Origin of the sequence: Leisingera sp. XS_AS12 (assembly GCF_041224635.1) — a bacterium.
GTDB lineage: Bacteria > Pseudomonadota > Alphaproteobacteria > Rhodobacterales > Rhodobacteraceae > Leisingera.
The window spans coordinates 267,989-291,981 of the sequence record NZ_JBGFGM010000128.1; the positions used below are offsets into that span (position 1 = coordinate 267,989).

The 23,993-nt window shown below is 64.4% G+C and carries 27 protein-coding genes and 3 tRNA genes; 10 read left to right on the forward strand and 20 right to left on the reverse strand.

The window, feature by feature from the left end; genetic code table 11:
* Positions 1 to 32 precede the first annotated feature (32 nt).
* From AB9K35_RS23280 to AB9K35_RS23315, 8 genes are all read right to left on the reverse strand, one after another.
* Positions 33 to 497, reverse strand: a complete 465-nt coding sequence (locus AB9K35_RS23280; protein ID WP_222454443.1) for a PTS sugar transporter subunit IIA — start codon at positions 495 to 497, stop codon at positions 33 to 35.
* Between the two features lie 53 nt (positions 498 to 550).
* Positions 551 to 1,108: a ribosome hibernation-promoting factor, HPF/YfiA family gene (hpf, locus tag AB9K35_RS23285; RefSeq protein WP_222454444.1), complete on the reverse strand. Its 558-nt coding sequence runs from the start codon at positions 1,106 to 1,108 to the stop codon at positions 551 to 553.
* A gap of 268 nt (positions 1,109 to 1,376) precedes the next feature.
* The gene (gene lptB, locus AB9K35_RS23290; RefSeq protein WP_222454445.1) at positions 1,377 to 2,135 is read right to left on the reverse strand and encodes an LPS export ABC transporter ATP-binding protein; all 759 of its coding nucleotides are present in this window, start codon (positions 2,133 to 2,135) and stop codon (positions 1,377 to 1,379) included.
* On the reverse strand, positions 2,135 to 2,656 hold the full coding sequence (locus AB9K35_RS23295; RefSeq protein ID WP_369929827.1) for an LptA/OstA family protein: 522 nt from the start codon (positions 2,654 to 2,656) through the stop codon (positions 2,135 to 2,137). Before AB9K35_RS23295 ends, lptB begins: the two co-directional genes overlap by 1 nt.
* Before the next feature lie 3 nt (positions 2,657 to 2,659).
* A complete protein-coding gene (gene lptC, locus AB9K35_RS23300) occupies positions 2,660 to 3,259 on the reverse strand; it encodes an LPS export ABC transporter periplasmic protein LptC (protein ID WP_369929828.1) in 600 nt (199 codons plus the stop codon).
* Between the two features lie 24 nt (positions 3,260 to 3,283).
* On the reverse strand, positions 3,284 to 4,252 hold the full coding sequence (locus AB9K35_RS23305; RefSeq protein WP_369929830.1) for an SIS domain-containing protein: 969 nt from the start codon (positions 4,250 to 4,252) through the stop codon (positions 3,284 to 3,286).
* Positions 4,249 to 4,863 (reverse strand): ribonuclease D, encoded by a 615-nt coding sequence (locus AB9K35_RS23310; protein WP_369929831.1) that lies wholly within the window; start codon positions 4,861 to 4,863, stop codon positions 4,249 to 4,251. The genes AB9K35_RS23305 and AB9K35_RS23310 overlap by 4 nt, the downstream gene beginning before the upstream one ends.
* A 165-nt stretch (positions 4,864 to 5,028) precedes the next feature.
* Positions 5,029 to 5,115: transfer RNA gene (locus AB9K35_RS23315), tRNA-Leu, on the reverse strand.
* A gap of 137 nt (positions 5,116 to 5,252) precedes the next feature.
* Here AB9K35_RS23315 and AB9K35_RS23320 point away from each other — a divergent pair.
* From AB9K35_RS23320 to AB9K35_RS23330, 3 genes are read left to right on the forward strand one after another with little or no spacing between them, the layout of a single operon-like run.
* Positions 5,253 to 6,056 (forward strand): UDP-2,3-diacylglucosamine diphosphatase, encoded by an 804-nt coding sequence (locus AB9K35_RS23320; RefSeq protein WP_369929832.1) that lies wholly within the window; start codon positions 5,253 to 5,255, stop codon positions 6,054 to 6,056.
* A gap of 15 nt (positions 6,057 to 6,071) precedes the next feature.
* Entirely contained in the window at positions 6,072 to 7,289 is a 1,218-nt protein-coding gene (locus AB9K35_RS23325; RefSeq protein WP_369929834.1) for a DUF3419 family protein, read from the forward strand.
* Positions 7,290 to 7,294: 5 nt separating this feature from the next.
* Complete coding sequence (locus tag AB9K35_RS23330) at positions 7,295 to 7,942, forward strand: class I SAM-dependent methyltransferase (protein ID WP_369929835.1); 648 nt, start codon at positions 7,295 to 7,297, stop codon at positions 7,940 to 7,942.
* A 13-nt stretch (positions 7,943 to 7,955) separates the two neighbouring features.
* On the opposite strand, the gene ureG is transcribed toward AB9K35_RS23330, so the two are convergent.
* The 9 genes from ureG to AB9K35_RS23375 form a co-directional block, all read right to left on the reverse strand.
* A complete protein-coding gene (gene ureG / locus AB9K35_RS23335; protein WP_369929837.1) occupies positions 7,956 to 8,585 on the reverse strand; it encodes an urease accessory protein UreG in 630 nt (209 codons plus the stop codon).
* The gene (locus AB9K35_RS23340; RefSeq protein ID WP_369929839.1) at positions 8,582 to 9,235 is read right to left on the reverse strand and encodes an urease accessory protein UreF; all 654 of its coding nucleotides are present in this window, start codon (positions 9,233 to 9,235) and stop codon (positions 8,582 to 8,584) included. Before AB9K35_RS23340 ends, ureG begins: the two co-directional genes overlap by 4 nt.
* Entirely contained in the window at positions 9,219 to 9,659 is a 441-nt protein-coding gene (gene ureE / locus AB9K35_RS23345) for an urease accessory protein UreE (RefSeq protein ID WP_222454455.1), read from the reverse strand. Before ureE ends, AB9K35_RS23340 begins: the two co-directional genes overlap by 17 nt.
* A gap of 43 nt (positions 9,660 to 9,702) precedes the next feature.
* A complete protein-coding gene (locus tag AB9K35_RS23350) occupies positions 9,703 to 9,930 on the reverse strand; it encodes a hypothetical protein (RefSeq protein ID WP_222454456.1) in 228 nt (75 codons plus the stop codon).
* A 149-nt stretch (positions 9,931 to 10,079) separates the two neighbouring features.
* Positions 10,080 to 11,789 carry an urease subunit alpha gene (ureC, locus tag AB9K35_RS23355; RefSeq protein WP_369929841.1) on the reverse strand — a complete coding sequence of 570 codons (1,710 nt, stop codon included), beginning with the start codon at positions 11,787 to 11,789 and terminating at the stop codon, positions 10,080 to 10,082.
* Entirely contained in the window at positions 11,789 to 12,094 is a 306-nt protein-coding gene (locus tag AB9K35_RS23360; RefSeq protein WP_369929843.1) for an urease subunit beta, read from the reverse strand. Before AB9K35_RS23360 ends, ureC begins: the two co-directional genes overlap by 1 nt.
* Positions 12,091 to 12,252, reverse strand: coding sequence for a hypothetical protein (locus tag AB9K35_RS23365; protein ID WP_222454459.1), 162 nt, complete (start codon positions 12,250 to 12,252; stop codon positions 12,091 to 12,093). Before AB9K35_RS23365 ends, AB9K35_RS23360 begins: the two co-directional genes overlap by 4 nt.
* A 20-nt stretch (positions 12,253 to 12,272) precedes the next feature.
* Positions 12,273 to 12,575: an urease subunit gamma gene (locus tag AB9K35_RS23370; protein ID WP_369929844.1), complete on the reverse strand. Its 303-nt coding sequence runs from the start codon at positions 12,573 to 12,575 to the stop codon at positions 12,273 to 12,275.
* Position 12,576: 1 nt separating this feature from the next.
* Positions 12,577 to 13,350: an urease accessory protein UreD gene (locus AB9K35_RS23375; protein ID WP_369929846.1), complete on the reverse strand. Its 774-nt coding sequence runs from the start codon at positions 13,348 to 13,350 to the stop codon at positions 12,577 to 12,579.
* A 456-nt stretch (positions 13,351 to 13,806) separates the two neighbouring features.
* Between AB9K35_RS23375 and urtA the strand changes: the two genes are divergently transcribed.
* From urtA to urtE, 5 genes are all read left to right on the forward strand, one after another.
* Positions 13,807 to 15,087 (forward strand): urea ABC transporter substrate-binding protein, encoded by a 1,281-nt coding sequence (gene urtA, locus AB9K35_RS23380; RefSeq protein ID WP_369929848.1) that lies wholly within the window; start codon positions 13,807 to 13,809, stop codon positions 15,085 to 15,087.
* 72 nt (positions 15,088 to 15,159) lie between these two features.
* Positions 15,160 to 17,112 (forward strand): urea ABC transporter permease subunit UrtB, encoded by a 1,953-nt coding sequence (urtB, locus tag AB9K35_RS23385; protein ID WP_369929850.1) that lies wholly within the window; start codon positions 15,160 to 15,162, stop codon positions 17,110 to 17,112.
* A 3-nt stretch (positions 17,113 to 17,115) separates the two neighbouring features.
* Complete coding sequence (gene urtC / locus AB9K35_RS23390; RefSeq protein WP_369929852.1) at positions 17,116 to 18,342, forward strand: urea ABC transporter permease subunit UrtC; 1,227 nt, start codon at positions 17,116 to 17,118, stop codon at positions 18,340 to 18,342.
* Positions 18,339 to 19,079: an urea ABC transporter ATP-binding protein UrtD gene (gene urtD, locus AB9K35_RS23395; RefSeq protein WP_369929854.1), complete on the forward strand. Its 741-nt coding sequence runs from the start codon at positions 18,339 to 18,341 to the stop codon at positions 19,077 to 19,079. Before urtC ends, urtD begins: the two co-directional genes overlap by 4 nt.
* A gap of 3 nt (positions 19,080 to 19,082) precedes the next feature.
* The gene (gene urtE / locus AB9K35_RS23400; protein WP_369929856.1) at positions 19,083 to 19,778 is read left to right on the forward strand and encodes an urea ABC transporter ATP-binding subunit UrtE; all 696 of its coding nucleotides are present in this window, start codon (positions 19,083 to 19,085) and stop codon (positions 19,776 to 19,778) included.
* Between the two features lie 38 nt (positions 19,779 to 19,816).
* Here urtE and AB9K35_RS23405 read toward each other — a convergent pair.
* Both AB9K35_RS23405 and AB9K35_RS23410 read right to left on the reverse strand, forming a co-directional pair.
* Positions 19,817 to 19,892 (reverse strand) — tRNA-Thr (locus AB9K35_RS23405).
* A 152-nt stretch (positions 19,893 to 20,044) separates the two neighbouring features.
* Positions 20,045 to 20,131, reverse strand: a tRNA-Leu gene (locus AB9K35_RS23410).
* 215 nt (positions 20,132 to 20,346) lie between these two features.
* Here AB9K35_RS23410 and AB9K35_RS23415 point away from each other — a divergent pair.
* Complete coding sequence (locus tag AB9K35_RS23415) at positions 20,347 to 21,339, forward strand: complex I NDUFA9 subunit family protein (protein ID WP_369929857.1); 993 nt, start codon at positions 20,347 to 20,349, stop codon at positions 21,337 to 21,339.
* Between the two features lie 77 nt (positions 21,340 to 21,416).
* Here the strand turns inward: AB9K35_RS23415 and AB9K35_RS23420 are convergent, their stop codons facing one another.
* Positions 21,417 to 22,223, reverse strand: coding sequence for an undecaprenyl-diphosphate phosphatase (locus AB9K35_RS23420; RefSeq protein WP_369929859.1), 807 nt, complete (start codon positions 22,221 to 22,223; stop codon positions 21,417 to 21,419).
* Positions 22,224 to 22,465: 242 nt separating this feature from the next.
* Here AB9K35_RS23420 and AB9K35_RS23425 point away from each other — a divergent pair, with 242 nt between their 5' ends.
* Positions 22,466 to 23,905 (forward strand): NAD(P)-dependent oxidoreductase, encoded by a 1,440-nt coding sequence (locus tag AB9K35_RS23425; protein WP_369929861.1) that lies wholly within the window; start codon positions 22,466 to 22,468, stop codon positions 23,903 to 23,905.
* Positions 23,906 to 23,993: the final 88 nt, after the last annotated feature.

The following is a 23,993-nucleotide window of genomic DNA, read 5'->3' on the forward strand; positions in this document are numbered from 1 at the left end:
GATTTCAGGAAACCCGCGTCCATGCGGACGGATCAGGCAGCCTGCACCGATTGGTTCTCGGTCAGGATCGTATACAGCGTGGACGGTTCGTGGTTGGCACGCAGCTTGGTGCAGAAGCTTTGCTCGCGCAGGGTGCGGGACACCAGCGCCAGGGCTTTCAGGTGTTCGACGCCGGCGTCCTCCGGCGCAAAGAGCGCAAAGGCGATGTCGATCGGCTGACGGTCGACCGCACCGAAATCCAGAGGCTTTTCCAGAATCAGGAAGACGCCGCAGACCTCGCTGAGCGTGTCGAGCCGCGCATGCGGCAGGGCGACGCCGTGGCCGACGCCGGTCGGGCCGAGGCTTTCGCGGTCCAGCAGTGCCTCGACCGTCGTCTGGGCGTTCAGACCATAGGCGGTCTGGGCGACATCCGCGATTTCCTGAAACAGGCGCTTCTTGCTGGAGGCCGCACCGATTACCCGGACGGCCTCTGGCTTGAGGATGCTGGAAATCTGCATTTGTCTGCTCCGTTCCGGCGCCCCATTCGGGGGCGCCGATGCATTAGATGTGTTTACGGGTCGATCCAGCCGATGTTGCCGTCCTCGCGGCGGTAGACCACATTCAACCCGTCCTTGCCTTCATTGCGGAAGACCAGGACCGGCGCCCCTGCAAGCTCCATCTGCATCACTGCTTCCCCGACCGACAGTGACGGAATGCGGGTTTCCATTTCAGCGACGATGATCGGTTGCAGGCTTTCCGGCTCTGACTCCACTTCCTCAGACGCGAGGATATACGAATTGGCGCCCAAATGTTCAACCGGTTCGCTACGCTCGCGGTGGTGGTCCTTCAGGCGGCGCTTGTAGCGGCGCAGCTGCTTCTCCATTTTTTCGCAGCAGCCTTCGAAGGCGGCGTAGATTTCAGTCGCATGTGCCTTGGCCTGGGCATTCAGCCCGGTCGACAGATGAACTGTGGTTTCACACACATATTCATGCGCAGAACGGGAAAAGACCACGGCCGCGTCAGTCGGTCGCTCGGCGTATTTTTGTACAACCGCGCCCAGCTCGTTCTGCACGTGGGTTTGCAGAGCTTCGCCGATGTCGATCTGTTTACCGCTGATTTTGTAACGCATGTGATCTCCTTCACGAATTATTGCGGATGGATCTGCCGCCAAGGCAATCCTTGACGGTGTCGGGTCAGATCCGGATCCGGGGGGATGGCTTGGCGCCGGGATGCATCGCTGCGTGCCTTGTTGCCAAGGTCATCAAGCGGATTGCATCGGTGTGCGCGTATGCCATGGATCAATTCCACGGCAAGTCAGCGGGAGAGTCAATGGAAAGCCGTAAAAAAGAAATACGGGTTTCAGATACAATATCCCGCGTGCCACCTGCAGCGCGCGGTCAGGAGATCCGAAAGTTGTCGCCGAGGTAGACGCGGCGGACGTTTTCGTTTTCCACCACTTCTTCCGGGCTGCCGGACATCAGCACCTGGCCATCGTGCAGGATATAGGCTCGGTCCACGATTTCCAGCGTCTCGCGCACGTTGTGGTCGGTGATCAGCACGCCGATGCCGCGTTTCTTCAGATCGGCCACCAGGTGGCGGATGTCGCCGACGGAAATCGGGTCAACCCCGGCAAAAGGTTCGTCCAGCAGCAGATACTTGGGGTCGGCGGCCAGGCAGCGGGCGATCTCGACGCGACGGCGTTCGCCGCCCGACAGCGCCAGCGCCGGGGCACGGCGCAGATGTTCGATCGAGAAATCCGACAGCAGCTCTTCCAGACGTTCGCGGCGCTTGTGCTCGTGCTTCTGCGAGATATCGAGCACCGCGGAGATGTTGTCTTCCACCGACAGCCCGCGAAAGATCGACATTTCCTGTGGCAGATAGCCGATTCCGAGCCGGGCGCGGCGGTACATCGGCAGGCCGGTGACATTCTGGCCGTCGATGCTGACCATACCGGCCTCGGGAAACACCAGCCCCGCGATCGCGTAGAAGCTGGTGGTCTTGCCCGATCCATTGGGGCCCAGCAGCGCCACCACTTCGCCGCGGTTCAGCGACATCGAGACATCACGGATGACGACTTTCTTGCGGTAGGATTTTCGCAGCTGCTTGATTTGCAGGCCGGAAGTGCCTTCGGTCACGGTCAGGTCGGGTTTGGCCATCAGTTTTCGCCATCCGGATTGAGGATGGTTTTGACCCGGCCTGCCATCCGGGCGGTGCCGGTGGTCAGGTTCACCTCGAGCCGGTTTGACGTCAGGGTGTTGCCAGCCTGGGACAGCAGAACGTCTCCGGTCATCACGATCGTGCCGCTGTCGATGGTATATTCCGCGCGCTGCGATTCCGCGGCGTCCGGTCCGCTGACCAGGAGCACATTCCCGGTTGCCTCCAGACGCTCGATGCCCTTACGGGTCTGCCCGTCCTCGGCGGTTTTGTAGATGACCAGAACCTTGTCGGCCGACAGGCGCATGATGCCCTGTGCGATCAGGACATTGCCGGTGAATTCAGCGGAGCCGTCAACCTGGCTGACCGCCAGATTGTCCGCCGTCACCTCAACCGGTTGGCTGGGATCTGCCTTCACAGCACCAAAGGCAACCTGCGCGTTTTGAGCCGCGGCGAGACCGGGATAAAGGCCAAGGGGCAGGGCCAGCGGGAAGCAAAATATCAATGCGCGCAAATAAGACACTGGTCATCTTTCTGGTTGCTGGGGATCGTATATCAGCTTCACCCCGTTTTTGAATAGCATATGGACCGTCCCATCCTCAGATTCGGAGGAGATCCGCATGTTGCCCGCCGTCAGTTGGCCAAGCGGCCCGGTGGCCTGCACCGGACCGGGGCTGCTGGCTTCCAACCCGTCGAGAGCGGCATTCAGCGTCTCGGTTTCCACGATCAGCCCCTGTGTCGAGGTGATGGTCACACCGCCGGTGAATTCGGCCGTGGCCTGGCCCGGTTGTATCGATCCGGTCTGTGACGCCAGGGTGATCCGTCCGCCACGGGCAAGCCTGAAATTTGCCGACACTTCGCTGGCCACCGCAGGGGCGTCGGCTCCACCGGGGCGGGCGAGGGCGGCCGAGACCATGATTTCATCCCCCTGCGCCGTGGTGCCCGAGAAGAAAGGCGCGGTCACCTGCTGGCCTTTCATCCGGTCCTCGATTTCCTTTTGAGCGAAGGGGATGACGGCCTCGGTATTGCTGCCGCGCGAGATCAGGAACAGGGTCGACATCAGGGCCAGGGCCGCCAGCGGCATCAGCACCTTCAGATAGGCGACGGCTCTGGAGTGGCTGTCCATGTCCTGATCTCCCGTGGCCCGATGTCAGCCCAGGCCTGCGCGGAGGCAGTCGTGGATGTGCAACAAGCCTTGCGGACGTTGCTGGCTGGCAGCGTCCGTTACGAACAGACAGGTGATCTTGCGCTTGTTCATCACGGCCACGGCTTCTTCGGCCATGGCATCCGGAGCGATGGTCGCGGGAGATGCGGTCATTACCTCGGCAGCGGTCTTGTCCAGCAGCCCCTGCATGTGGCGGCGCAGGTCGCCGTCGGTGATGATGCCTGCAAGGGCGCCATCGGCGGCAACCACACCGGCCACGCCAAAGCCCTTCTGGCTGATTTCGATCAGCACATCGGCCATCGGGGCATCGCCCGCAACCAGCGGCAGGGCCTCGTCCGCATGCATCAGGTCGCGCACCTTGCTGAGCTGTGCGCCCAGCTTGCCGCCGGGATGGAAGTCGCGGAAGTTCTCGGGCCGGAAATCCCGGTGCTTCATCAGAGCGATGGCCAGTGCATCCCCCATCGCCAGCGTCAGCGTGGTGGAGATGGACGGCACCATGCCGAAGCCGCAGGCCTCGCCCAGCGAGGGGATTTGCAGGTGAACGTCGGCCTGTTTCATCAGGGTGCTGTCCATCTTGGAGGACAGGCCGATCAGCGGAATCCCGAAGCGGCGGGTGAAGGCCAGCAGGTTCGCCAGCTCCGGCGCCTCGCCGGAGTTCGATATCGCCAAGACGACGTCGCCCTGTGACAGCATGCCCAGATCGCCATGGCTGGCCTCGGCCGGGTGCACGAAATAGGCGGGTGTCCCGGTGGAGGCGAGGGTCGCCGCGATCTTGTGGCCGATATGGCCGGACTTGCCGATGCCGCTGATGATGATGCGGCCCTTGGCCTCGAGGATCATCTGCACCGCTTGGGCAAACCGGTCGTCAAGGCTCTCGGCCAGGACGTTCAGGGCATTGGCCTCGTCGGTGATCACCTGGCGGGCGGTGTGCAGGAATTTTTCTGTATCGGTCATGAGTGTGCAAAGATGTCGATTTCGGGCCAGCCGGCCAGGTCAAGTTTGGCGCGCATCGGCAGGAAGTCGAAACAGGCCTGGGCCATTTCCGTCCGCCCTTCGCGGGCCAGCCGTTTGTCGAGTGCATTGCGCAGCCGGTGCAGGTGCAGCACGTCCGAGGCGGCGTAGTCCAGCTGCGCCTCGCTCAGCTCGGCTGCGCCCCAGTCGCTCATTTGCTGCTGTTTCGAGATGTCGATGCCCAGCAGTTCCTGGGTGAGGTTCTTCAGCCCGTGGCGGTCGGTATAGGTGCGCACCAGACGACTGGCGATCTTGGTGCAATAGACCGGGGCCGTCAGCGCGCCAAATGCGTGGTATAAGGCGGCGATGTCGAAACGGCCAAAGTGGAACAGCTTCAGCACATCGGGATTTTCCAGCATCCGGCACAGGTTGGGCGCTTCGGTCTGTCCCTTGGCGATCTGCACGATGTGGGCGTCGCCATCCCCGCCGGACAGCTGGACCACGCACAGCCGGTCGCGATGCGGGTTCAATCCCATGGTTTCGCAGTCGATGGCAACAACGGGACCGAGGTCCAGCCCGTCGGGCAGGTCGTTCTTGTACAGGTGGTTGGCCACTGGAATTCCCTTTAGATGATCACCGCGTCGGCAGCGACGATTGGCAGCATTGCAGTGGAAATAGGCACTTTGGCTGTCAAACTCAACTGCGCTGAAGCCGACTGGTTTACATATGCCTGATCGGGCTGCCGATCGGCATGGCTGTACGTGTCGTTTATCGGGGAATGGTGCCCAGGAGAGGACTCGAACCTCCACGTCCATACGGACACTAGCACCTGAAGCTAGCGCGTCTACCAATTCCGCCACCTGGGCAGGTGTCGTGCAGGCGCGTATAAGCAGGTTTTCAGGGGTCGTCAAACGGAAAACGACGATCACGCCGCCGCAGCGTCATGGTTCTGTGATGCGCGTGGTTTAAGTCCGAAGGCACGCAACCAGCCGGGGTCAGACCTGTGAAATACCGCACGATCTTCCTGTCGGACATTCATCTGGGGACACCGGGCTGCCAAGCCGATCTGCTGCTGGATTTCCTCAACCGACACGAGGCCGCGCAATACTACCTGGTGGGCGATATCGTCGATGCCTGGCGGATCCGGCGCAAGGGCTTTTTGTGGCCGCAGGCACATAACGACGTGGTGCAGGCGCTGCTGGAAAAGGCCCATGGTGGTGCCCGGATCTATCTGATTCCCGGCAACCATGACGAATTCCTGCGCTCCTACCTTGGCACCCATTTCGGTGGCATCGAGGTCTGCCGCAGCGCCGATTTCACGGCCGCCGACGGCAAGCGCTATCTGGTGACCCACGGCGACCAGTTCGATTCGGTGGTGGTCAATGCCCGCTGGCTGGTCCATCTGGGGGACCGGGCCTATGACTTCATGCTGTGGCTCAACACCCACATCAACCGGGCGCGGCACCTGTGGGGCGGGCAGTACTGGTCGCTGTCGAAATGGGCCAAGCACCAGGTGAAGCAGGCGGTCAACTTCATCAGCGAATACGAGGCGGTGCTGAGCGCCGAGGCCAAGCGCGGCGGCTATGACGGGGTGATCTGCGGCCATATCCACAGCGCCGCAATCCGTGATCTGGACGGGATCGCCTATGTGAACACCGGCGATTGGGTCGAAAGCTGCACCGCGGTGGTGGAGCTGGAGGACGGCCGCCTGGCGCTGATCGACTGGGAGCACACCGCCCGCAAGGCGCGGCACCGCGACCGGGCCAGGCGCGCCCGGCGCAGGCAAAGGCAACTGGAAAATGTTTGAAGGGACGCGCGTTAGATGACGATGACCGCACAGGCACAGCTGGATGCAGCGGTGCTGCAAGAGGGCGACGCGGCAACCGGGCGGCTGGAGCGGCTGTTCTCCCGGCTGTTTCTGGGGCTGGTCTATCCGCAGATCTGGGAGGATCCAGCGGTGGACATGGCGGCGCTGGAGATCACGCCGCAGGACAATCTGGTCTGCATCGCCTCGGGCAGCTGCAACCTGTTGTCCTATCTGGCCGCCGGGCCTGCCTCCGTCACCGGGGTGGATCTGTCGCCCGCCCATGTGGCGCTGGGCCGACTGAAGCTGGCGGCGGCGCAGGCGCTGCCCGATCACGCGGCCTTCTACCAGTTCTTTGGCCGCGCCGACATGGAGGTCAACCGCGCCCTCTACGAGCGCTACATCCGGGACCATCTGGACCCGGAGACGCGCGCGTTCTGGGACGGCCGCCGCCTGCTGCGCCGTCGGATCTCGGTGTTTCAGGCCGGGTTTTATCGCCACGGGCTGCTGGGGCGTTTTCTGGGCGCGGTGCATCTGGTGGCGCGGCTGGGGCAGGTGGATTTCGCGCCCCTGCTGGCGGCGCGCACCCTGGCAGAGCAGCGGGCGTTCTTTGATCAGCAGATCGCGCCGCTGTTCGATATGCGGCTGGTGCGCCTGCTGGCGGGCTTCCGCGCCTCGCTGTTTGGTCTCGGTATTCCGCCCGCGCAGTATGACAAGCTGGCCGCGGATGGCGGCGGCGATGTGCTGCCGGTTCTGCGCGAGCGGGTGCGCAAGCTGATGTGCGAATTCCCGATCCGGGAGAATTACTTTGCCTGGCAAGCCTTTGGCCGCTGCTACGACCCGGCGCCGGATGCCTCGCTGCCGCCCTATCTGCAGCCGCAGAACTTTGCCGCGCTGCGCCGCCATGCGGCCCGCGGGCGGTTGGTCAACCGCTCGCTGACCGATCTGCTGGCGGCAGAGCCGACGGGGTCGAAACAGGGGTATGTGCTGCTCGATGCGCAGGACTGGATGAATGACGCGCAGCTGAACGCACTGTGGCAGGAGATCACCCGCACCGCCAGCCCCGGCGCGCGGGTCATATTCCGAACTGGCGGCGCGGCGGACATCCTGCCGGGGCGGGTTCGTGCCGAGATTCTCGACCGCTGGCAGTACGATGCCGAAGGGTCTGCCCGCGGCACCGCAGCCGACCGCTCCGCCATCTACGGCGGCTTCCATCTTTACCGGTTTCAGGGGTGATGCCGATGCTGGATACCGTTTCCCGATCCCACGCCGCGCTGATGGACGAGACCTACCGCCATCAGCGACTGATCTATGATGTGACGCGCAAGTATTATCTCTTCGGGCGCGACCAGCTGATTGCCGGGCTGGCACCGGGGCAGGGCACCCATGTGCTGGAGGTGGCCTGCGGCACCGGGCGCAACCTGCATCTGGCGGCGCGCAAGTATCCGCACAGCGCCTTTTACGGGCTGGATATCTCGGACGAGATGCTGAATTCCGCCCGCGCCAAGCTGGGCGACCATGTGCAGCTGGCGCGGGCCGATGCCTGCCACTTTGATGGCGGGCATCTGTTCCGGCGAGCGCAGTTCGACCGGGTGTTCATCTCTTACGGGCTGTCAATGATTCCGGACTGGCAGGCGGCGCTGCACATGGCCTGCGCCCATCTGGCACCGCACGGGCAGCTGCATGTGGTCGATTTCTCCGATCTGCACGGCTGGCCAAAGTGGTGCCGACGCGGGCTGAACCACTGGCTGGTCCGGTTCCACGTCACCCCGAGGCTGGAGCTGGAGGCGGCGCTGAACCGCGCCGCCGCCGGGATCGGCGGCAGCGTGCAGCACCGCCAGCTGTACCGCGGCTACGCGCAATACGGGGTGGTGCAGCGTCCGGGCTGAGGTCGCGCGCGCCTTACGCTGGTTCGGCCAGTTGCAGCCCGCCCATCTGCACCAGGTGGTCGACGATCTGTGCCACCCCCTGACGGTGGCGCAGGGCGGAGAACACGAAGGGCCGTCCCTTGCGCATCCGGCCAGCGTCGCGCTCCATCACCTCGAGCGAGGCGCCGACATGCGGCGCGAGGTCGGTCTTGTTGATGATCAGCAGGTCGGATTTGGTGATCGCCGGGCCGCCCTTGCGGGGGATTTCCTCGCCCGCGGCGACGTCGATCACATAGAGTGTCAGATCCGCCAGCTCGGGGCTGAAAGTGGCCGACAGGTTGTCGCCGCCGCTTTCGATCAGCACCACGTCGACCTCCGGGTGGCGCGCCTGCATCTCTGCCACCGCGGCAAGATTGATCGAGGCGTCCTCGCGGATGGCGGTATGCGGGCAGCCGCCGGTCTCCACGCCGATGATGCGGTCCTGCGGCAGGATCTGCATCCGCATCAGCGCCTCGGCGTCCTCGCGGGTGTAGATGTCGTTGGTGATGACCCCCACTGAACAGCGGTTGCGCAGCGCCTCGGCAAGGGCGGCGGTCAGGGTGGTCTTGCCGGCGCCGACGGGGCCGCCGATGCCCACGCGCAGCGGGCCGTTTTGACTGCTCATGTCCGGAAAATCCTTGAATATTGGGTTTCATGTTGCATGGACGCGATGTCCGCGAGGAAGGCGGTGGAGCTCAGATCCTGCAGGCTGCCCTGCAGCGCCTGCCGGGCAATCTCAGCGCACAGCGGCGTCAGATCGCGGATCAGGCGCTGTGCCTCGGTCTGGCCCAGCGGCACCAGCCGGGTGGCCACTGCGACGAGGTTGGCGGCGAAGGCCTGCAGGAACATCTGCGTGGTCAGCAGCAGCGGCAGATCCTGCAGCCGCGCGGCGCGCCCCACAGCGACAGGATAGGTTAGCCCGGCCAGCTCCAGCGCCCAGACATCGCCGGTGACGGTGCCAAAGGCCCGCCCGAGCAATGCCGTTTCCTTCAGCCGTTCGGCCGAGGCGCAAAAGGCGCGGGCAGCAGCGTCGATCTCGGCCAGTTTGCCAGCATCTTCTGCATGGTACGCCGCCGTCAGCAGCAGCGCGTCGGACCGGCCCGAGCCATGGTCCAGAACATCCGTGATCCACGCGCCGGTCTCCTGCGCCGAGGCCACCGTGCCAACATCGATCGCCGCCTCCAGCCCGTGCGAATAGGCAAAGCCGCCCACCGGATAGGCAGGCGACAGCCATTGCGTCAGCGTCAGGATGGCAGAGTCAGTGGGCGTGGCCATGGGTCCGCCCGTGCCCGTATGCGCCGCCTTCCGGGGTGAAGGGCTCCACCACCTGGCGGAGCTCGGCGCCCAGTTTTTGCAGCATGTCGCGGATCACGTGATCGCGCTGGATCAGCAGCCGTTCCGCTTCGATCTGGCAGGGGGTGTGGCGGTTCCCGATGTGCCAGGCCAGCCGCAACAGGTTTTCGCCGCGCACTTCCAGAAGTTCCTCGGGGGCGGCGATGATTTCGATCTCGCGGCCATCTTCCAGCCTTAGCACGCCGCCATGATCAAGCGAGCGCGTCTGCGCCAGATCGACCAGAAAGGCCTCGCCGGCGTCAGTGGTCAGCATCTTGCGGCGCAGGAAGCGGCCATCGTAATCGAGTGACACCCGGCCATCCGGCTGGCCGTGTGCATGATCGTGGTACACGCGGGCAGTCAGCATCCGGCTTCTCCCTGTTGGGACCGGACGCTGGACTGCAGATCCGTCAGACGTAATAAGTGTCGCGGAAGACGTGGTGGACGATGTCCTCGCGCTTCAGGCCGCGCTCGGCCAGCTGCGCATCGCTCATATCGTTGAGGCGCTGAACCGCCTGCATGCGAGCGTTGGATTCCGAGATCATCACGAAAGCCTTGCCGATTGCCGACGCGCTGCGGCGCAAGAAGCCTGCCAGATCGAAGGTCGGTGCGGTGGTTTGCGTTGCGTAGTTTGCCATTGGAGATCACTCCTTTACCAGTGAACTCCTCCCTATGGCTCCGAACATATGCTGCAGGTGCAGCAATTGGTAGGGCGGTCGCCGCAAAGCCGGGATGTGTGCAGCGCAATGCCGGATTTTTGATCATCTGATGCTCCTGATGCATGATTTCAGTACAGGAAATAGCGCTGCGCCATCGGCAGCACTTCGGCGGGCTGGCAGGTCAGCAGTTCGCCGTCTGCGCGCACCTCGTAGGTTTCGGGGTCGACCTCCACTTGCGGGGTGGCGGTGTTCAGCCGCAGGTCCCGCTTGCCGATGTCGCGGGTGTTGCGCACCGCCACGGTCTGCTTGGCGAGCCCCAGGCGATTGCCGATCCCATCTGCCTGCGCGGCCTCGGAGACGAAGGTGACGGCGGAATGTTCGACCGACCGCCCGTAGGCGCCGAACATCGGGCGGCTGTAGACCGGCTGCGGCGTCGGGATGGAGGCGTTGGGATCGCCCATCTGGGCGCAGGCAATGGTGCCGCCCAGGAGCACCATCTCCGGCTTAACCCCGAAAAACGCGGGGTTCCACAGCACCAGATCGGCGCGCTTGCCGGGCTCGATTGAGCCGATCTCGTGGCTGAGACCATGCGCGATGGCCGGGTTGATGGTGTATTTTGCGATATAGCGGCGGACGCGGAAGTTGTCGTTGTCGCCGGTCTCTTCCGGCAGCCGGCCGCGCTGTTTCTTCATCTTGTCGGCGGTCTGCCAGGTGCGGATCAGCACCTCGCCCACCCGGCCCATGGCCTGGCTGTCGGAGGCGATGATCGAAAACGCGCCCATGTCGTGCAGGATATCCTCGGCGGCGATGGTCTCGCGCCGGATGCGGCTCTCGGCAAAGGCGACGTCCTCGGGGATCGACTTGTCGAGGTGATGGCAGACCATGAGCATGTCGAGGTGTTCCTCGACGGTGTTCACGGTGAAGGGACGCGTCGGGTTGGTCGAGGAGGGCAGAACGTGGTTCTCGCCGCAGATCTTGATGATGTCCGGGGCATGGCCGCCGCCCGCACCTTCGGTGTGGAAGGCGTGGATGGTGCGACCCTTCATGGCGCCGACCGTATGTTCCACAAAGCCGGATTCATTGAGCGTATCAGTGTGGATCATCACCTGCACGTCCATCGCGTCCGCCACACCAAGGCAGCAGTCGATGGCAGCGGGGGTGGTGCCCCAGTCCTCGTGCAGCTTCAGCGCGCAGGCGCCGCCCTTCACCTGTTCCTCGATCGCGGCGGGCAGCGAGGCGTTGCCCTTGCCCGCAAAGGCGAGGTTCATCGGGAAGGCGTCCGCTGCCTGCAGCATCCGCCCGATATGCCAGGGGCCGGGGGTGCAGGTGGTGGCCAGCGTGCCATGGGCCGGGCCGGTGCCGCCGCCCAGCATGGTGGTCAGGCCGGAATGCAGCGCATCCTCGATCTGCTGCGGGCAGATGAAGTGGATGTGGCTGTCAAAACCGCCCGCGGTCAGGATGCGGCCCTCGCCGGCGATCACCTCGGTGCCGGGGCCTGCGATGATGTCGACACCGGATTGGGTGTCCGGGTTGCCCGCCTTGCCGATCTTGGCGATGCGGCCGTCCTTCAGCCCGACGTCGGCCTTGTAGATGCCGGAGTGGTCGACGATCAGCGCATTGGTGATGACAGTGTCCATCGCGCCCTCGGCGCGGGTGGCCTGCGACTGGCCCATGCCGTCGCGGATCACCTTGCCGCCGCCGAACTTGACCTCCTCGCCATAGGTGGTCAGGTCGCGCTCCACCTCGATCACCAGATCGGTGTCGGCCAGCCGCAGCCTGTCGCCGGTGGTGGGGCCGAACATGGCGGCGTACTCCGCACGGTTGATTGTTGCCGGCATCAGAGCGCCCCCATGACCTGTTGATTGAAACCGAAGATGCGGCGCGCGCCGCCGATCGGGATCAGCTGCACCTCGCGGCGCTGGCCCGGCTCGAACCGCACCGCGGTGCCGGGGGCGATGTCCAGCCGCAGCCCGCGTGCCGCGGCACGGTCAAACTCCAGCGCCGGGTTGGTTTCGGCAAAATGATAGTGCGAGCCGACCTGTACCGGGCGGTCGCCGGTGTTTGCGACCATCAGCGTCACCGCCTCGGCGCCCGCGTTCAGGGTGATTTCGCCCGCGGCCGGGAACAGCTCGCCGGGGATCATTTCGGCAGCTTCGACAGCAGGAAGACGGCAATCGCGGCCACCACCGCCAGGCCAGCGCCCAAAGTGGCGTAATCGATGCCATGGGCGTGCACATGGGGCTGGCTGTGGGCCATCGCGGGACCGGAGAGGACGAGCGCGGGGAACAGGATGCGGTTCATGGGGAGACTCCTATGACGGGTTAGCGGATGGGGTTGTGGACGGTGACCAGCTTGGTGCCATCGGGGAAGGTGGCCTCGACCTGGACCTCGTGGATCATCTCGGGCACGCCCTCCATGCAGTCCTCGCGGCGGATAACCTCGGCGCCGGCCTGCATCATGTCGGCAACCGAGCGGCCGTCGCGGGCGCCCTCGACCACAGCATCGGTGATCAGGGCGATGGCCTCGGGGTGGTTCAGACGCACGCCGCGCGCCAGCCGTTTGCGGGCGACCTCGGCGGCCATGGCGACCAGCAGCTTGTCTTTTTCACGCGGGGTCAGGTTCATGTCATATCATCCAGCATCGGGGGAGAGGGTCGGGGTTCAGCCGCCGCAGCACCGGCAGCATGGCGCGGCGCAGCTCGAAACTGTCGGCCGCGAGGATCCGGATCACCAGTAGATCGGGGTCCAGCAGGCTGGCGCCGGCGCTATCGGGCAGCATCCGGCGGACCGGGTCCAGCTGGGCTTCGGCACTGGCGGCGGCAAAGACAATCAGTGCCATCGCACCGGCGCCGTTCGCCACATGCGGCCGGGCCAGATACGCGCTGAGATCACCGGCAAAGCGCATCGCGTCCAGAAAGACCGGCCGACCTGCGCGGCGGATCTCGATCCGGTCGCGCAGCCGGATGCGGTTCAGCCGCTCGCCCATGGCGGCGCGCCCGAACACCATGGGCTCCACCAGCAGCAGGCTGGCATCCTCGGCCAGATCGGCCCGCAGCTGCCGGTCCAGCGCGCTGCCTTCAAACAGGATGGTCTCCTGCGGCAGCCAGTTCAGCCGCGCGCCAGGGCCGATTGCCAGCTGGTTGCGGACCTGCCCGTAGGGGCCGGGCCGCGCCTGATAGGCCCGCTCGCAGGCCTGTGTGGTCAGGGTCAGCGTGGTGCCCGCCCCGGCCTGTGCCGTCAGATCAAAGGCATCGCCGCCGGTGATCCCGCCCGCGGTGTTCAGCAGTACCGCCTCCAGCGCGTCCGAAGTGGTGCGCGGAAACAGGCATTTGAAGGATCCCGACTGGCGCAAGCCGTCCAGCACAGAGCGCTGGCCAAGCCGCTTGCTGCCAAGCTGCACTGCGCCACGCGCCCGCGGCGGTATCGCCGGTGCGCAGGGCGCGGCTGCGTGCGGGGATATGGGGGCAGGTTGTGTGATCGGGCACCTGTCGGACATCTTTCGGTGCCTCTTGTTTCCCCGCTGGGTCCCGCGAATGCCAATGTGGCGTGCAGCGGCGGGGCCAATTCCCCTGCGGGTGACCGTTTTTTGGACAAAAGCCCTGCTGCGGGATGAAAAATTGGGCAGAGGCCGCTGATTTCCGCCAGCGCGGCTCGGGCCTGTTGCCAAGTTCGCCGCAATGCAGCGAGCGTGGAGCCACCCAGAGAGGCGACAACGCCCGGGGGGTGTGCGGCGGCTGCGCGACTTGGACCTCGACAACAACCGCCGCACGGATCGCAACAACAGTTGCGGGGATCAGGTAGAGGAAGACTGCGCCTGCGCGCAAGCCCTCCGTTCCGGCCCCGCTTGGAGGATTACATGACATCTCTCAAATCCACGCTCGCCGGGTCGGTCGTTTTCGCTGCCATGGCCACTGCCGCGCTGGCCGAAGACGACACCATCAAGGTCGGCGTGCTGCACTCGCTGTCCGGCACGATGGCGATTTCGGAAACCACCCTGAAAGACACCATGCTGATGCTGATCGACCAGCAGAACGCCAAGGGCGGCCTTCTGGGCAAGCAGCTGGAGGCGGTCGTGGTCGACCCCGCCTCCGACTGGCCGCTGTTTGCCGAAAAGGCGCGCGAGCTGCTGACCGTGCATGAGGTCGACGTGATCTTCGGCAACTGGACCTCCGTCAGCCGCAAGTCGGTGCTGCCGGTGATCGAGGAGCTGAACGGGCTGCTGTTCTACCCGGTGCAGTACGAGGGCGAGGAGTCCTCGAAGAACGTCTTTTACACCGGCGCGGCCCCGAACCAGCAGGCCATCCCTGCTACCGACTATTTCCTGGAGGAACTGGGGGTCGAGAAATTTGCTCTGCTCGGCACGGACTATGTCTACCCCAGGACCACCAATAACATCCTCGAAAGCTACCTGAAGCAGAAGGGCGTGGCGGATTCCGATATCTTCGTGAACTACACGCCCTTCGGCCATTCCGACTGGTCCAAGATCGTCGCCGACGTGGTGGCGCTGGGCGCCGACGGCAAGAAAGTCGGCGTGATCTCGACCATCAACGGCGACGCCAACATCGGTTTCTACAAGGAACTCGCGGCGGCGGGGGTGTCGGCGGATGACATTCCGGTCGTCGCCTTCTCGGTCGGCGAGGAAGAACTGTCGGGCCTCGATACCGCCAATCTGGTGGGCCATCTGGCGGCCTGGAACTACTTCCAGTCGGCAGACACCGAGGCCAATGCCGAGTTTGTGAAGACCTGGAAAGCCACCATGGGTGAAGACCGGGTGACCAACGATCCGATGGAGGCGCATTACATCGGCTTCAACATGTGGGTGAACGCCGCGACCGAGGCGGGCACCACCGAAGTGGACGCGGTGCGCGCGGCGATGTACGGGCAGGAATACCCGAACCTGACCGGCGGCACCGCGGTGATGCTGCCGAACCACCATCTGGCCAAGCCGGTGCTGATCGGCGAGATCCAGGCGGACGGCCAGTTTGACATCATCAGCGAAACCGACGTGGTGCCGGGCGATGCCTGGACCGACTACCTGCCGGAATCGGCGGTGCTGAAGTCGGATTGGAAGGATCTCGGCTGCGGCATGTACAACACCGAGACCGAGACCTGCGTTCAGACGCTGTCGAACTACTGACCCGAACGGCGGGGTGGGCCCGGCGGCCCGCCCCGCACCGGGACGCTCCCCAAGACAATCAGGTTTCAGCAGATGTTACGACTATTCCTTGCGGGCCTCGCACTCCTGTGCGCCTGCATGACGGCCAGTGCCCAGGAGACCGCGCTGCAGCCGGTGCTGCAGGCGCATCAGGCGGCCATTCTCAAAAGCTCCCGCAAGACGATCCAGCCGGCCATCGATGCCATTGCCGCCAGCGGGCTGCCGCAGGCGCAGACCATGCTGGAAAGCTGGGCCTCCAAGGACATGTGGATGCGCAAGGCGGACGGGTACTTCTTTGCCGGGGCAAAGGGCGAGGGCGGCAGCTATGTACTGACCGATTTCGACAGCGGCGAGACTGTGGGCAGCTTTGACAAATCCGCGCTCAAGCAGTTGAAACCCAACAGCGGCGTGCGGGCGCTGATCGCCACCGCGCTGGTGCAGTTCCAGCTGAGCGACCCGGACCGCGCCAAGCGGCTGGCGGCGCTGGAGTCGATCGCCCGCGATCCCGAGGCCTCCTTGCTGGCGCCGCTGCGCGCTTCGATCGACGGGGAACCTGACGCGCAGATCAAGGCGCAGAAACGGCGGCTGGAGCGGCTTTTGACCATCGGCTATGACGCCGATACCGCTGCCCGTGTTGCGGCCATCGCGGACATGTCCGGCGATCTGGGCCTTGATGTGCGCGCGGCGTTGAATCCTCTGGTGGCGACCACGCGGCAGGCTGCATTGGCGCTGCCGGAAGACGCCAATCTTGCCGCGGTGCTTACGCCGGGATCGGACGAGCTGACCAGAGAGCAAGCCTATGATCTGCTGGTGGAAAACAACCTGGCGATGCCACGTGTGTCGGCGGACGCCATCCGCGCTGCACTGGCAGACAACATCGAAGGCGGCCGGGTCGGCGGTGTGCCGTTGGCGCAGCTGAGCGCAGAGGATGGCCGCAGCCGGGCCTATGCGGCGCTGGCCGCAGAGGGCAAGGTGCCGCCATTGGTCACCGCCGCCGATATGGATGCTGCGCTGGGCGCCCATGTGTTCTTTGACACTTACGCGGAACCCGCCACCGAGGTCACCGCTGCCGCCGAAACCGCGCTGGAGCAGATCGCGCTGAAGGTCGGCATGAACCAGACACTGGACCTGACGCTGGACGCGGTATCTCTGGCCTCGATCTATTTTCTGGCCGCGATCGGGCTGGCCATCACCTTTGGCGTGATGGGGGTCATTAACATGGCCCACGGCGAGTTCATCATGATGGGCGCCTACACCGGCTATGTCGTGCAGCAGATCATCCCCGACCACACGCTGTCGATCATCGTGGCGATTCCGATGGCCTTTGCCGTGACCTTCGCCATGGGGGTTGCGATGGAGCGGCTGGTGATCCGCTGGCTCTATGCCCGCCCGCTGGAGACGCTGCTGGCGACCTTCGGGATCTCCATCGCGCTGCAGCAGCTGGCCAAGAACATCTTTGGCACACAGGCGCGGCCGCTGACCGCGCCGGGCTGGCTGGACGGCGCGTGGGTGCTGAACGACGTGGTGTCGATCAGCTATATCCGCATCGCGATCTTCGTTCTGGCGCTGATCTTCCTCGGCCTGTTCCTGTTCATCATGAAGCGCACCCGGCTGGGGCTGGAGATGCGCGCGGTGACGCAGAACCCGCGCATGGCGGGATCGATGGGGATCAATCCGGGCCGGGTCAACATGCTGACCTTCGGGCTGGGTTCCGGCATTGCCGGCATTGCCGGTGTCGCCATCGGCCTGTTCGCCAAGGTGACCTCGGACCTTGGCAACGACTATATCGTGCAGAGCTTCATGACCGTGGTTGTCGGCGGGGTCGGCAACATCTGGGGCGCGCTGGCCGGGGCCGGGATGATCGGCTTTTTGCAAAAGGGGATCGAGTGGGCCAACCCCTCGAACACGCTGGCGGCGCAGACCTACATGATCATCTTCATCATCATTTTCATCCAGTTCCGGCCGCGGGGGATCATCGCCCTCAAGGGCCGCGCGGCGGGGGATTGAGCCATGGAACGCAGCTTTATCGCCAGGAACCCTTCGGTTCTGATCTTTCTGGCCATCCTGTCGCTGTTCACCTTTGGTGTCACCGTCCTGTCGGAGGGCTTTGGCATCGGCGTGATCTCCACCAGTTTCATCAAGACGCTGGGCAAGACCCTGTGCCTGTGCCTGATCGCGGTGGCGATGGACCTGGTCTGGGGCTTTGCCGGCATCCTGTCGCTGGGGCATTTCGCCTTCTTCGGGCTGGGCGGCTACATGATCGGCATGTGGCTGATGTATGAGCGCACCCGGCTGATCGTGGCCGAGTCGCTGACCCAGGGCGACATCCCGCCCTCCGCGGCAGAGGTCACGGACGCCATCGGCAACCAGATCTTCGGTGTCGTGGGATCGTCCGAGTTTCCGCTGATCTGGGCGTTTGCCGACAGTCTGGCTTTGCAGCTGGCGCTGGTGGTGCTGGTGCCGGGCGTGCTCGCGCTGCTGTTCGGCTGGCTGGCGTTCCGCAGCCGGGTGACCGGCGTGTACCTGTCGATCCTGACCCAGGCGATGACCCTGGCGCTGGCGCTGTACCTGTTTCAGAACGACAGCGGCCTGCGCGGCAACAATGGGCTGTCGGGCCTGCAGAACCTGCCCGGCGTCAGCGCCCCGCAATCGGTGGTGTCGGTGTGGTTCCTCTGGGCCTCGGCGGTGGCGCTCGGGCTGGGGTTCCTGCTGGCGGCCTGGCTGGTGTCGGGCAAGTTCGGCTCTGTCGTGCGCGGCATCCGAGACAACGAGGCGCGGGTGCGCTTCCTTGGCTACTCGGTCGAGGTCTACAAGCTGGCGGTCTTTACCCTGACTGCCTGTATCGCCGCCATCGCGGGCGCGCTTTACTACCCGCAGGCGGGCATCATCAACCCCGAGGAAATGGCCCCCATCGCCTCGATCTACCTGGCGGTCTGGGTTGCCATCGGCGGGCGTGGACGGCTGTACGGCGCGGTGATCGGCGCGGGGTTTGTCAGCCTGCTCAGCACCTGGTTCACCGGTGGGCAGGCGCCCGATGTGTCCTTTGGGTTCTACACGATCAAATGGGTCGACTGGTGGCAGGTGCTTCTGGGCGTGTCCTTTGTGCTGGTCACCCTGTTTGCGCCGCAAGGGATCGGCGGGCTGTTTGACCTCTGGGCGCGGCGGCGGGCCGACCGCCATGGTGCGGACCTTGGCCCGGACGACGGCGCGCTGCGCGAAAAGGAGGCCAGCCAATGAGTACTCTTCTTGAGGTGAGCGGCGTCTCCGTCAGCTTTGACGGCTTCCGCGCCATCAACAACCTGTCGTTCCGCATCGCCGATGCCGAGTTGCGCGCCGTGATCGGCCCCAACGGGGCGGGCAAGACGACCTTCATGGACATCATCACCGGCAAGACCCGCCCGGACGAGGGCCGGGTGATCTGGGGCGAGAAATCGGTGTCGCTCTTGCGGATGAGCGAGGCGGCGATTGCCCAGGCAGGCGTCGGGCGGAAGTTCCAGAAACCCACGGTGTTCGAGGATCAGACCGTGCAGGAAAACCTGCTGATGGCGCTGAAGAACACCCGCGGCTGGCTGGGGGTGCTGTTTTACCGGCCCAGCCCCGAAGATCTGGACCGGGTCGCGGAGCTGGCCGAAGAGATCGGCCTGAAGGACGCGCTGCGTCGCAAGTCGGGCGAGCTGAGCCACGGACAGAAGCAGTGGCTGGAAATCGGCATGCTGCTGGCGCAGGAGCCGCGGCTGCTGCTGGTGGACGAGCCAGCCGCCGGCATGACCCCGCAGGAGCGCGAGCACACCACCGATTTGCTGGTGCAGGCGGCCAGGACCCGCGCCGTTGTGGTGGTGGAGCACGATATGGAGTTCGTGCGGCGGCTGAACTGCAAGGTCACGGTGCTGCACGAAGGCTCGGTTCTGGCCGAGGGCAGCCTCGACCATGTTACATCCAATCAGGACGTCATCGACGTCTACCTGGGGCGCTGAGAGATGCTGAAACTATCCGATCTGACCCTGCATTACGGGCATTCGCAAATCCTCAACGGGATCTCGATGGAGGCCCGCGAGGGCGAGGTGACCTGCGTGATGGGCACCAATGGCGTCGGCAAGACCAGCCTGATGAAGGCGATCTCCGGCGCGCATCCGCGCTCCGGCGGCCGTCTGGAGCTGGGCGGCGAGACCCTGGGCGTGTTGCCCGCGCATCGGATGGCCTGGAAGGGTGTCGCCTATGTGCCGCAGGGGCGCGAGATCTTTCCGCTGCTGACGGTGCGCGAGAATCTGGAGACCGGGTTTTCCTGCCTTCCGGCGTCTGAGCATTTTGTGCCGGACGAGATTTTCGATCTGTTTCCGGTGCTGAAGAAGATGCAGAACCGCCGCGGCGGCGATCTGTCCGGTGGCCAGCAGCAGCAATTGGCGATTGCGCGCGCGCTGATCACCAAGCCGCGGCTCCTGCTGCTGGATGAGCCGACGGAGGGCATTCAGCCCAATATCATCCAGCAGATCGGCGAGGTGATCCGCCACCTGCGCGCCTCCGGCAGCATGGCGATTGTACTGGTCGAGCAGTACTTTGATTTTGCCTATGAGCTGGCAGATCGTTTGGTTGTCCTGCGCCGCGGTGAAATTATGCTCGAGGGGACCCGCAACGACTTGTCCCGCGAGGCGGTGCTGCAGGGTGTCAGCGTCTAGCGCAGGGAATGCTGATGGGTAGGAGCTCTGGGGAAGACTGGTGCCGGTGATAGGACTCGAACCTACGACCCCATCATTACGAATGACGTGCTCTACCAGCTGAGCTACACCGGCACTCTTCCTCTCCGCCTGACCTGAAGGCCTTGCGGATGGACGTCGTTTAAACTCTGTCCAGCGCCAGTGCAAGTGGCGAAGACGCAGGTTTGGCGCCGGACCACACGGCAACCCGCCGGGTAGTTTTACTACAATATCGCAATGTCGGGGAATGGTGCCCAGGAGAGGACTCGAACCTCCACGTCCATACGGACACTAGCACCTGAAGCTAGCGCGTCTACCAATTCCGCCACCTGGGCAGGTGTCGTGCAGGCGCGTATAAGCGGGTTTTCGGGGGCCGTCAAACGGAAAACGTGACCTGTGCGGCCTTTCCCAGATGCGGCGAATGCGGCACGCGTTAACGGCTTTTTGCAGGATCTGGTGCCACATCCGGAGGAAACCCGATGAATTGCGCCTTGTTCGATGTGTCCCGCGGCGCTAGAGCATAAAGGCAGCTAAGTTCAGGAGCCAAAACATGTCCAAACTGGTCACGATTTATGGCGGATCCGGCTTTGTCGGTCGGTATATTGCGCGGCGTATGGCCAAGGAGGGCTGGCGAGTGCGGGTTGCGGTGCGTCGTCCCAACGAGGCCATGCACGTGAAACCCTACGGTGTGCCCGGCCAGGTGGAACCGGTGTTCTGCAATGTCCGTGACGACACCTCGGTGGCGGCCGTCATGCAGGGCGCGGATGCGGTGGTGAACTGCGTGGGCGTGCTGAATGAGCTGGGCAAGAACACATTCGGCGCCATTCATGCCGAAGGCGCGGGCCGCATTGCGCGCATCGCGGCGCAGGAAGGCGTGGACAGCCTGGTGCATATCTCGGCCATCGGCGCAGATCCGAACGCTGCCAGCGCCTATTCCCGTACCAAGGCCGCAGGCGAGGCTGCGGTTCTGGAGCATTTCCCAAGCGCGGTGATCCTGCGTCCCTCGGTGATCTTCGGGGCCGAGGATGGCTTCTTCAACCGCTTTGCCGGCATGACCCGCCTGTCGCCGGTGCTGCCGATCGCGGCGGGTGAGACCCGGTTCCAGCCGGTGTTCGTGGACGATGTGGCCAAGGCCGCGGTCAAGGGGGCCTCGGGCGAGGTCGAACCGGGCGTCTATGAGCTGGGCGGGCCGGAGGTGAAGACCTTCCGCGCGCTGATGGCGCAGATGCTGGAGGTGATCCATCGCCGCCGCATTATCCTGTCGCTGCCGGGGTTCATGGCATATCTGGTCGCGCTGGGGTTCGACATCCTGCAGAAGGCCAGCTTTCAGCTGATCGAGAACAAGATGTTGACCCGAGATCAGCTGAAAAGCCTGAAGTCCGACAATGTGGTGGCCGACGGCGCCCGGGGTTTTGTGGATCTGGGTATCAGCCCGGTGGCGCTTGGCTCGGTTCTGCCGGACTACCTGTGGAAATTCCGCCCCTCGGGCCAGTATGACGAGATGACCAGCTCGGCGCGCAATCTGCGCAAGAACGGCACCTGACAGTCCCGGCCGTCCGGGGCTGGACAGAACGGACGTTATCTAAAGCGCGGGCCGGGGCCTGCGCTTTTTTCTGCGCCTCAGCTGCCGTAGGCGATGGTCAGCAGGATCAGCCCCAGGATCACCCGGTAGATCACATAGGGCGTGAAGCTGACCGAGCGCAGCAGGCGCATCATCAGGCTGAGTGCCGCCAGCGCCGAGACCATCGCCAGGGCGGCGGCAATGCCTGCATCCCGCAGCAGGGCGGTGTCTGCGTCCAGTGCAACCTCGGTGCCCAGGAGGATGCCGGAGGCGAGAATGGTCGGGATCGACATCAGCATGGCGATGCGGGCGCCTTCCTCGCGGCTGTAGCCGAGCTGGCGCGCGCCGGTGATGGTGATGCCCGACCGAGAGGTGCCGGGGATCAACGCCAGCATCTGCCACAGCCCCATCATCAGCGCATCGCGCAGGCCCCAGTCATCGACCTGTTTTACCTCGGTCCCTTTCTGGTCGGCCCAGTACAACAGCAGCCCGAAGCCCAGCATGGTCCAGCCGATCACGGTGATCGAGCGCAGGCTGTCGCTGAACCCGCTGAAATGCAGCGCCGCGCCGAACAGCACGGTGGGAATGGTGGCGACGACCAGCCCCATCGCCAGCCGGGCGCCGGGGGTGTCCAGGCGACCGCTGAGGGCGCGGGGCAGCCCGGCCAGCCCCATGCGGACATCACGCCAGAAATAGATCACCACCGCTGCCAGCGTCCCGACATGAACGGCGACGTCGATCACCTGGCCCTGGTCCTCCAGACCGGTCAGCCCGGGCAGCAGAATCAGATGTCCTGAGGAGGAAACCGGCAGAAATTCAGTGATTCCCTGGATCAAAGCCACCAGCACCAGTTGAAATATCGGCATTCTGAAATCGTCCTCTGCGGGCCGCAACCCGGCCATAACCTGTCGGGATCCTGTATAAATCCCGGTCTTGATTATGAAAGTCCCGATTATGGTCCGGATCGGACCTAAAATCTCTGTACATTTCTGCGGAACACGGTATCAGAGGGGCAAGAGCTGATGAAATAGGTCAGCATAGTTGACATAAAGCGTGCCGATACCTGCAAAGGTACCCTCGCAGCCAGACAAACGATGGAGTCCAGCCCGTGGCCAAGCAACCGATGCTGAAATTTGTGCAGATCGAACGCGACATGCCTCAAAAGCGTGACGCGAGCGTACGCAAGGAAGACTTCAATGAGATCTACGCGGAATATGCCGCCGCCAAGGCAGAGGAGCAGGCCAGCCGCTGCAGCCAGTGTGGCGTGCCCTACTGCCAGAGCCATTGCCCGCTGCACAACAACATCCCCGACTGGCTGCGCCTGACGGCAACGGGCCGCCTGGAAGAGGCCTACGAGGTCAGCCAGGCCACCAACACCTTCCCCGAGATCTGTGGTCGTATCTGCCCGCAGGACCGCCTGTGCGAAGGCAACTGCGTGATCGAGCAGTCGGGCCACGGCACCGTCACCATCGGCTCGGTCGAGAAATACATCACCGACACCGCCTGGGAGCAGGGCTGGGTCAAGCCCGCAGCGCCGCTGGCCGAGCGCAGCGAGAGCGTTGGCATCATCGGTGCCGGCCCCGGCGGTCTGGCGGCCGCGGACAGGCTGCGCAAGGCAGGCGTGCAGGTCACCATCTATGACCGCTACGACCGCGCCGGCGGGCTGCTGATGTACGGCATCCCCAGCTTCAAGCTGGAGAAGGACGTGGTCGAGCGCCGCAACAAGCTGCTGGCCGACGGTGGTGTTACCTTCAAGCTGAACTGCACCGTGGGCGAGGACATCTCGTTCGAGGATATCCGCGCCAAGCATGACGCGGTGATCATCGCCACCGGCGTCTACAAGTCGCGCGATCTGTCGATGCCGGGAAGCGGTGCCGAGGGTATCGTCAAGGCGATTGATTTCCTCACCGCCTCGAACAAGAAGAGCTTTGGCGATGCGGTTGAAGCCTTTGACAACGGCGATCTGAATGCCGCGGGCAAGAAGGTCGTGGTGATCGGTGGCGGTGATACCGCGATGGATTGTGTGCGCACCTCGATCCGTCAGGGCGCGACATCCGTGAAATGCCTCTATCGCCGCGACCGCGCCAATATGCCCGGCTCGCAGCGTGAAACCCAGAACGCCGAGGAAGAAGGCGTGGTGTTCGAATGGCTTTCCGCGCCCAAGGGCTTCACCGAGGAGGGCGGCAAGGTCGTCGGCGTGATGGTGCAGAAGATGCGCCTTGGTCAGCCGGACGCCTCGGGCCGTCAGGCACCAGAGGTGATCGAGGGCGCGGACTACGTCGAAGAGGCCGATCTGGTGATCAAGGCGCTGGGCTTTGAACCGGAGGATCTGCCGACCCTGTGGGACCAGCCGGAGCTGCCGGTGACCCGCTGGGGCACCATCAAGGCCGAATTCAAGACCGGTGCCACCGAGCTTGAGGGTGTCTATGCGGTGGGCGACATCGTGCGCGGTGCCTCGCTGGTGGTCTGGGCGATCAAGGATGGCCGGGACTGCGCCGGGGCGATCCTGGAGAAATTCAACAGCAAGGCCGCGGTGGCTGCGGAGTAACCCGCCACCGCCCCTGCACCAACCAGGCTGCGGCGCGGCGGGTGTGGGGGAGCAGCAAAAGTCAGCAGTGCTGACCTAGCCAGCAGGA

Bases quoted from the DNA above. Each gene is read 5' to 3' on its own strand.
- AB9K35_RS23280 (WP_222454443.1), bottom strand. From the start codon at position 497: ATGCAGATTTCCAGCATCCTCAAGCCAGAGGCCGTCCGGGTAATCGGT.
- hpf (WP_222454444.1), bottom strand. From the start codon at position 1,108: ATGCGTTACAAAATCAGCGGTAAACAGATCGACATCGGCGAAGCTCTG.
- lptB (WP_222454445.1), bottom strand. From the start codon at position 2,135: ATGGCCAAACCCGACCTGACCGTGACCGAAGGCACTTCCGGCCTGCAA.
- lptC (WP_369929828.1), bottom strand. From the start codon at position 3,259: ATGGACAGCCACTCCAGAGCCGTCGCCTATCTGAAGGTGCTGATGCCG.
- AB9K35_RS23305 (WP_369929830.1), bottom strand. From the start codon at position 4,252: ATGACCGATACAGAAAAATTCCTGCACACCGCCCGCCAGGTGATCACC.
- AB9K35_RS23325 (WP_369929834.1), top strand. From the start codon at position 6,072: ATGACGATGACCGCACAGGCACAGCTGGATGCAGCGGTGCTGCAAGAG.
- AB9K35_RS23330 (WP_369929835.1), top strand. From the start codon at position 7,295: ATGCTGGATACCGTTTCCCGATCCCACGCCGCGCTGATGGACGAGACC.
- ureG (WP_369929837.1), bottom strand. From the start codon at position 8,585: ATGAGCAGTCAAAACGGCCCGCTGCGCGTGGGCATCGGCGGCCCCGTC.
- AB9K35_RS23340 (WP_369929839.1), bottom strand. From the start codon at position 9,235: ATGGCCACGCCCACTGACTCTGCCATCCTGACGCTGACGCAATGGCTG.
- ureE (WP_222454455.1), bottom strand. From the start codon at position 9,659: ATGCTGACTGCCCGCGTGTACCACGATCATGCACACGGCCAGCCGGAT.
- AB9K35_RS23350 (WP_222454456.1), bottom strand. From the start codon at position 9,930: ATGGCAAACTACGCAACGCAAACCACCGCACCGACCTTCGATCTGGCA.
- ureC (WP_369929841.1), bottom strand. From the start codon at position 11,789: ATGCCGGCAACAATCAACCGTGCGGAGTACGCCGCCATGTTCGGCCCC.
- AB9K35_RS23360 (WP_369929843.1), bottom strand. From the start codon at position 12,094: ATGATCCCCGGCGAGCTGTTCCCGGCCGCGGGCGAAATCACCCTGAAC.
- AB9K35_RS23365 (WP_222454459.1), bottom strand. From the start codon at position 12,252: ATGAACCGCATCCTGTTCCCCGCGCTCGTCCTCTCCGGTCCCGCGATG.
- AB9K35_RS23370 (WP_369929844.1), bottom strand. From the start codon at position 12,575: ATGAACCTGACCCCGCGTGAAAAAGACAAGCTGCTGGTCGCCATGGCC.
- urtA (WP_369929848.1), top strand. From the start codon at position 13,807: ATGACATCTCTCAAATCCACGCTCGCCGGGTCGGTCGTTTTCGCTGCC.
- urtB (WP_369929850.1), top strand. From the start codon at position 15,160: ATGTTACGACTATTCCTTGCGGGCCTCGCACTCCTGTGCGCCTGCATG.
- urtC (WP_369929852.1), top strand. From the start codon at position 17,116: ATGGAACGCAGCTTTATCGCCAGGAACCCTTCGGTTCTGATCTTTCTG.
- urtD (WP_369929854.1), top strand. From the start codon at position 18,339: ATGAGTACTCTTCTTGAGGTGAGCGGCGTCTCCGTCAGCTTTGACGGC.
- urtE (WP_369929856.1), top strand. From the start codon at position 19,083: ATGCTGAAACTATCCGATCTGACCCTGCATTACGGGCATTCGCAAATC.
- AB9K35_RS23415 (WP_369929857.1), top strand. From the start codon at position 20,347: ATGTCCAAACTGGTCACGATTTATGGCGGATCCGGCTTTGTCGGTCGG.
- AB9K35_RS23420 (WP_369929859.1), bottom strand. From the start codon at position 22,223: ATGCCGATATTTCAACTGGTGCTGGTGGCTTTGATCCAGGGAATCACT.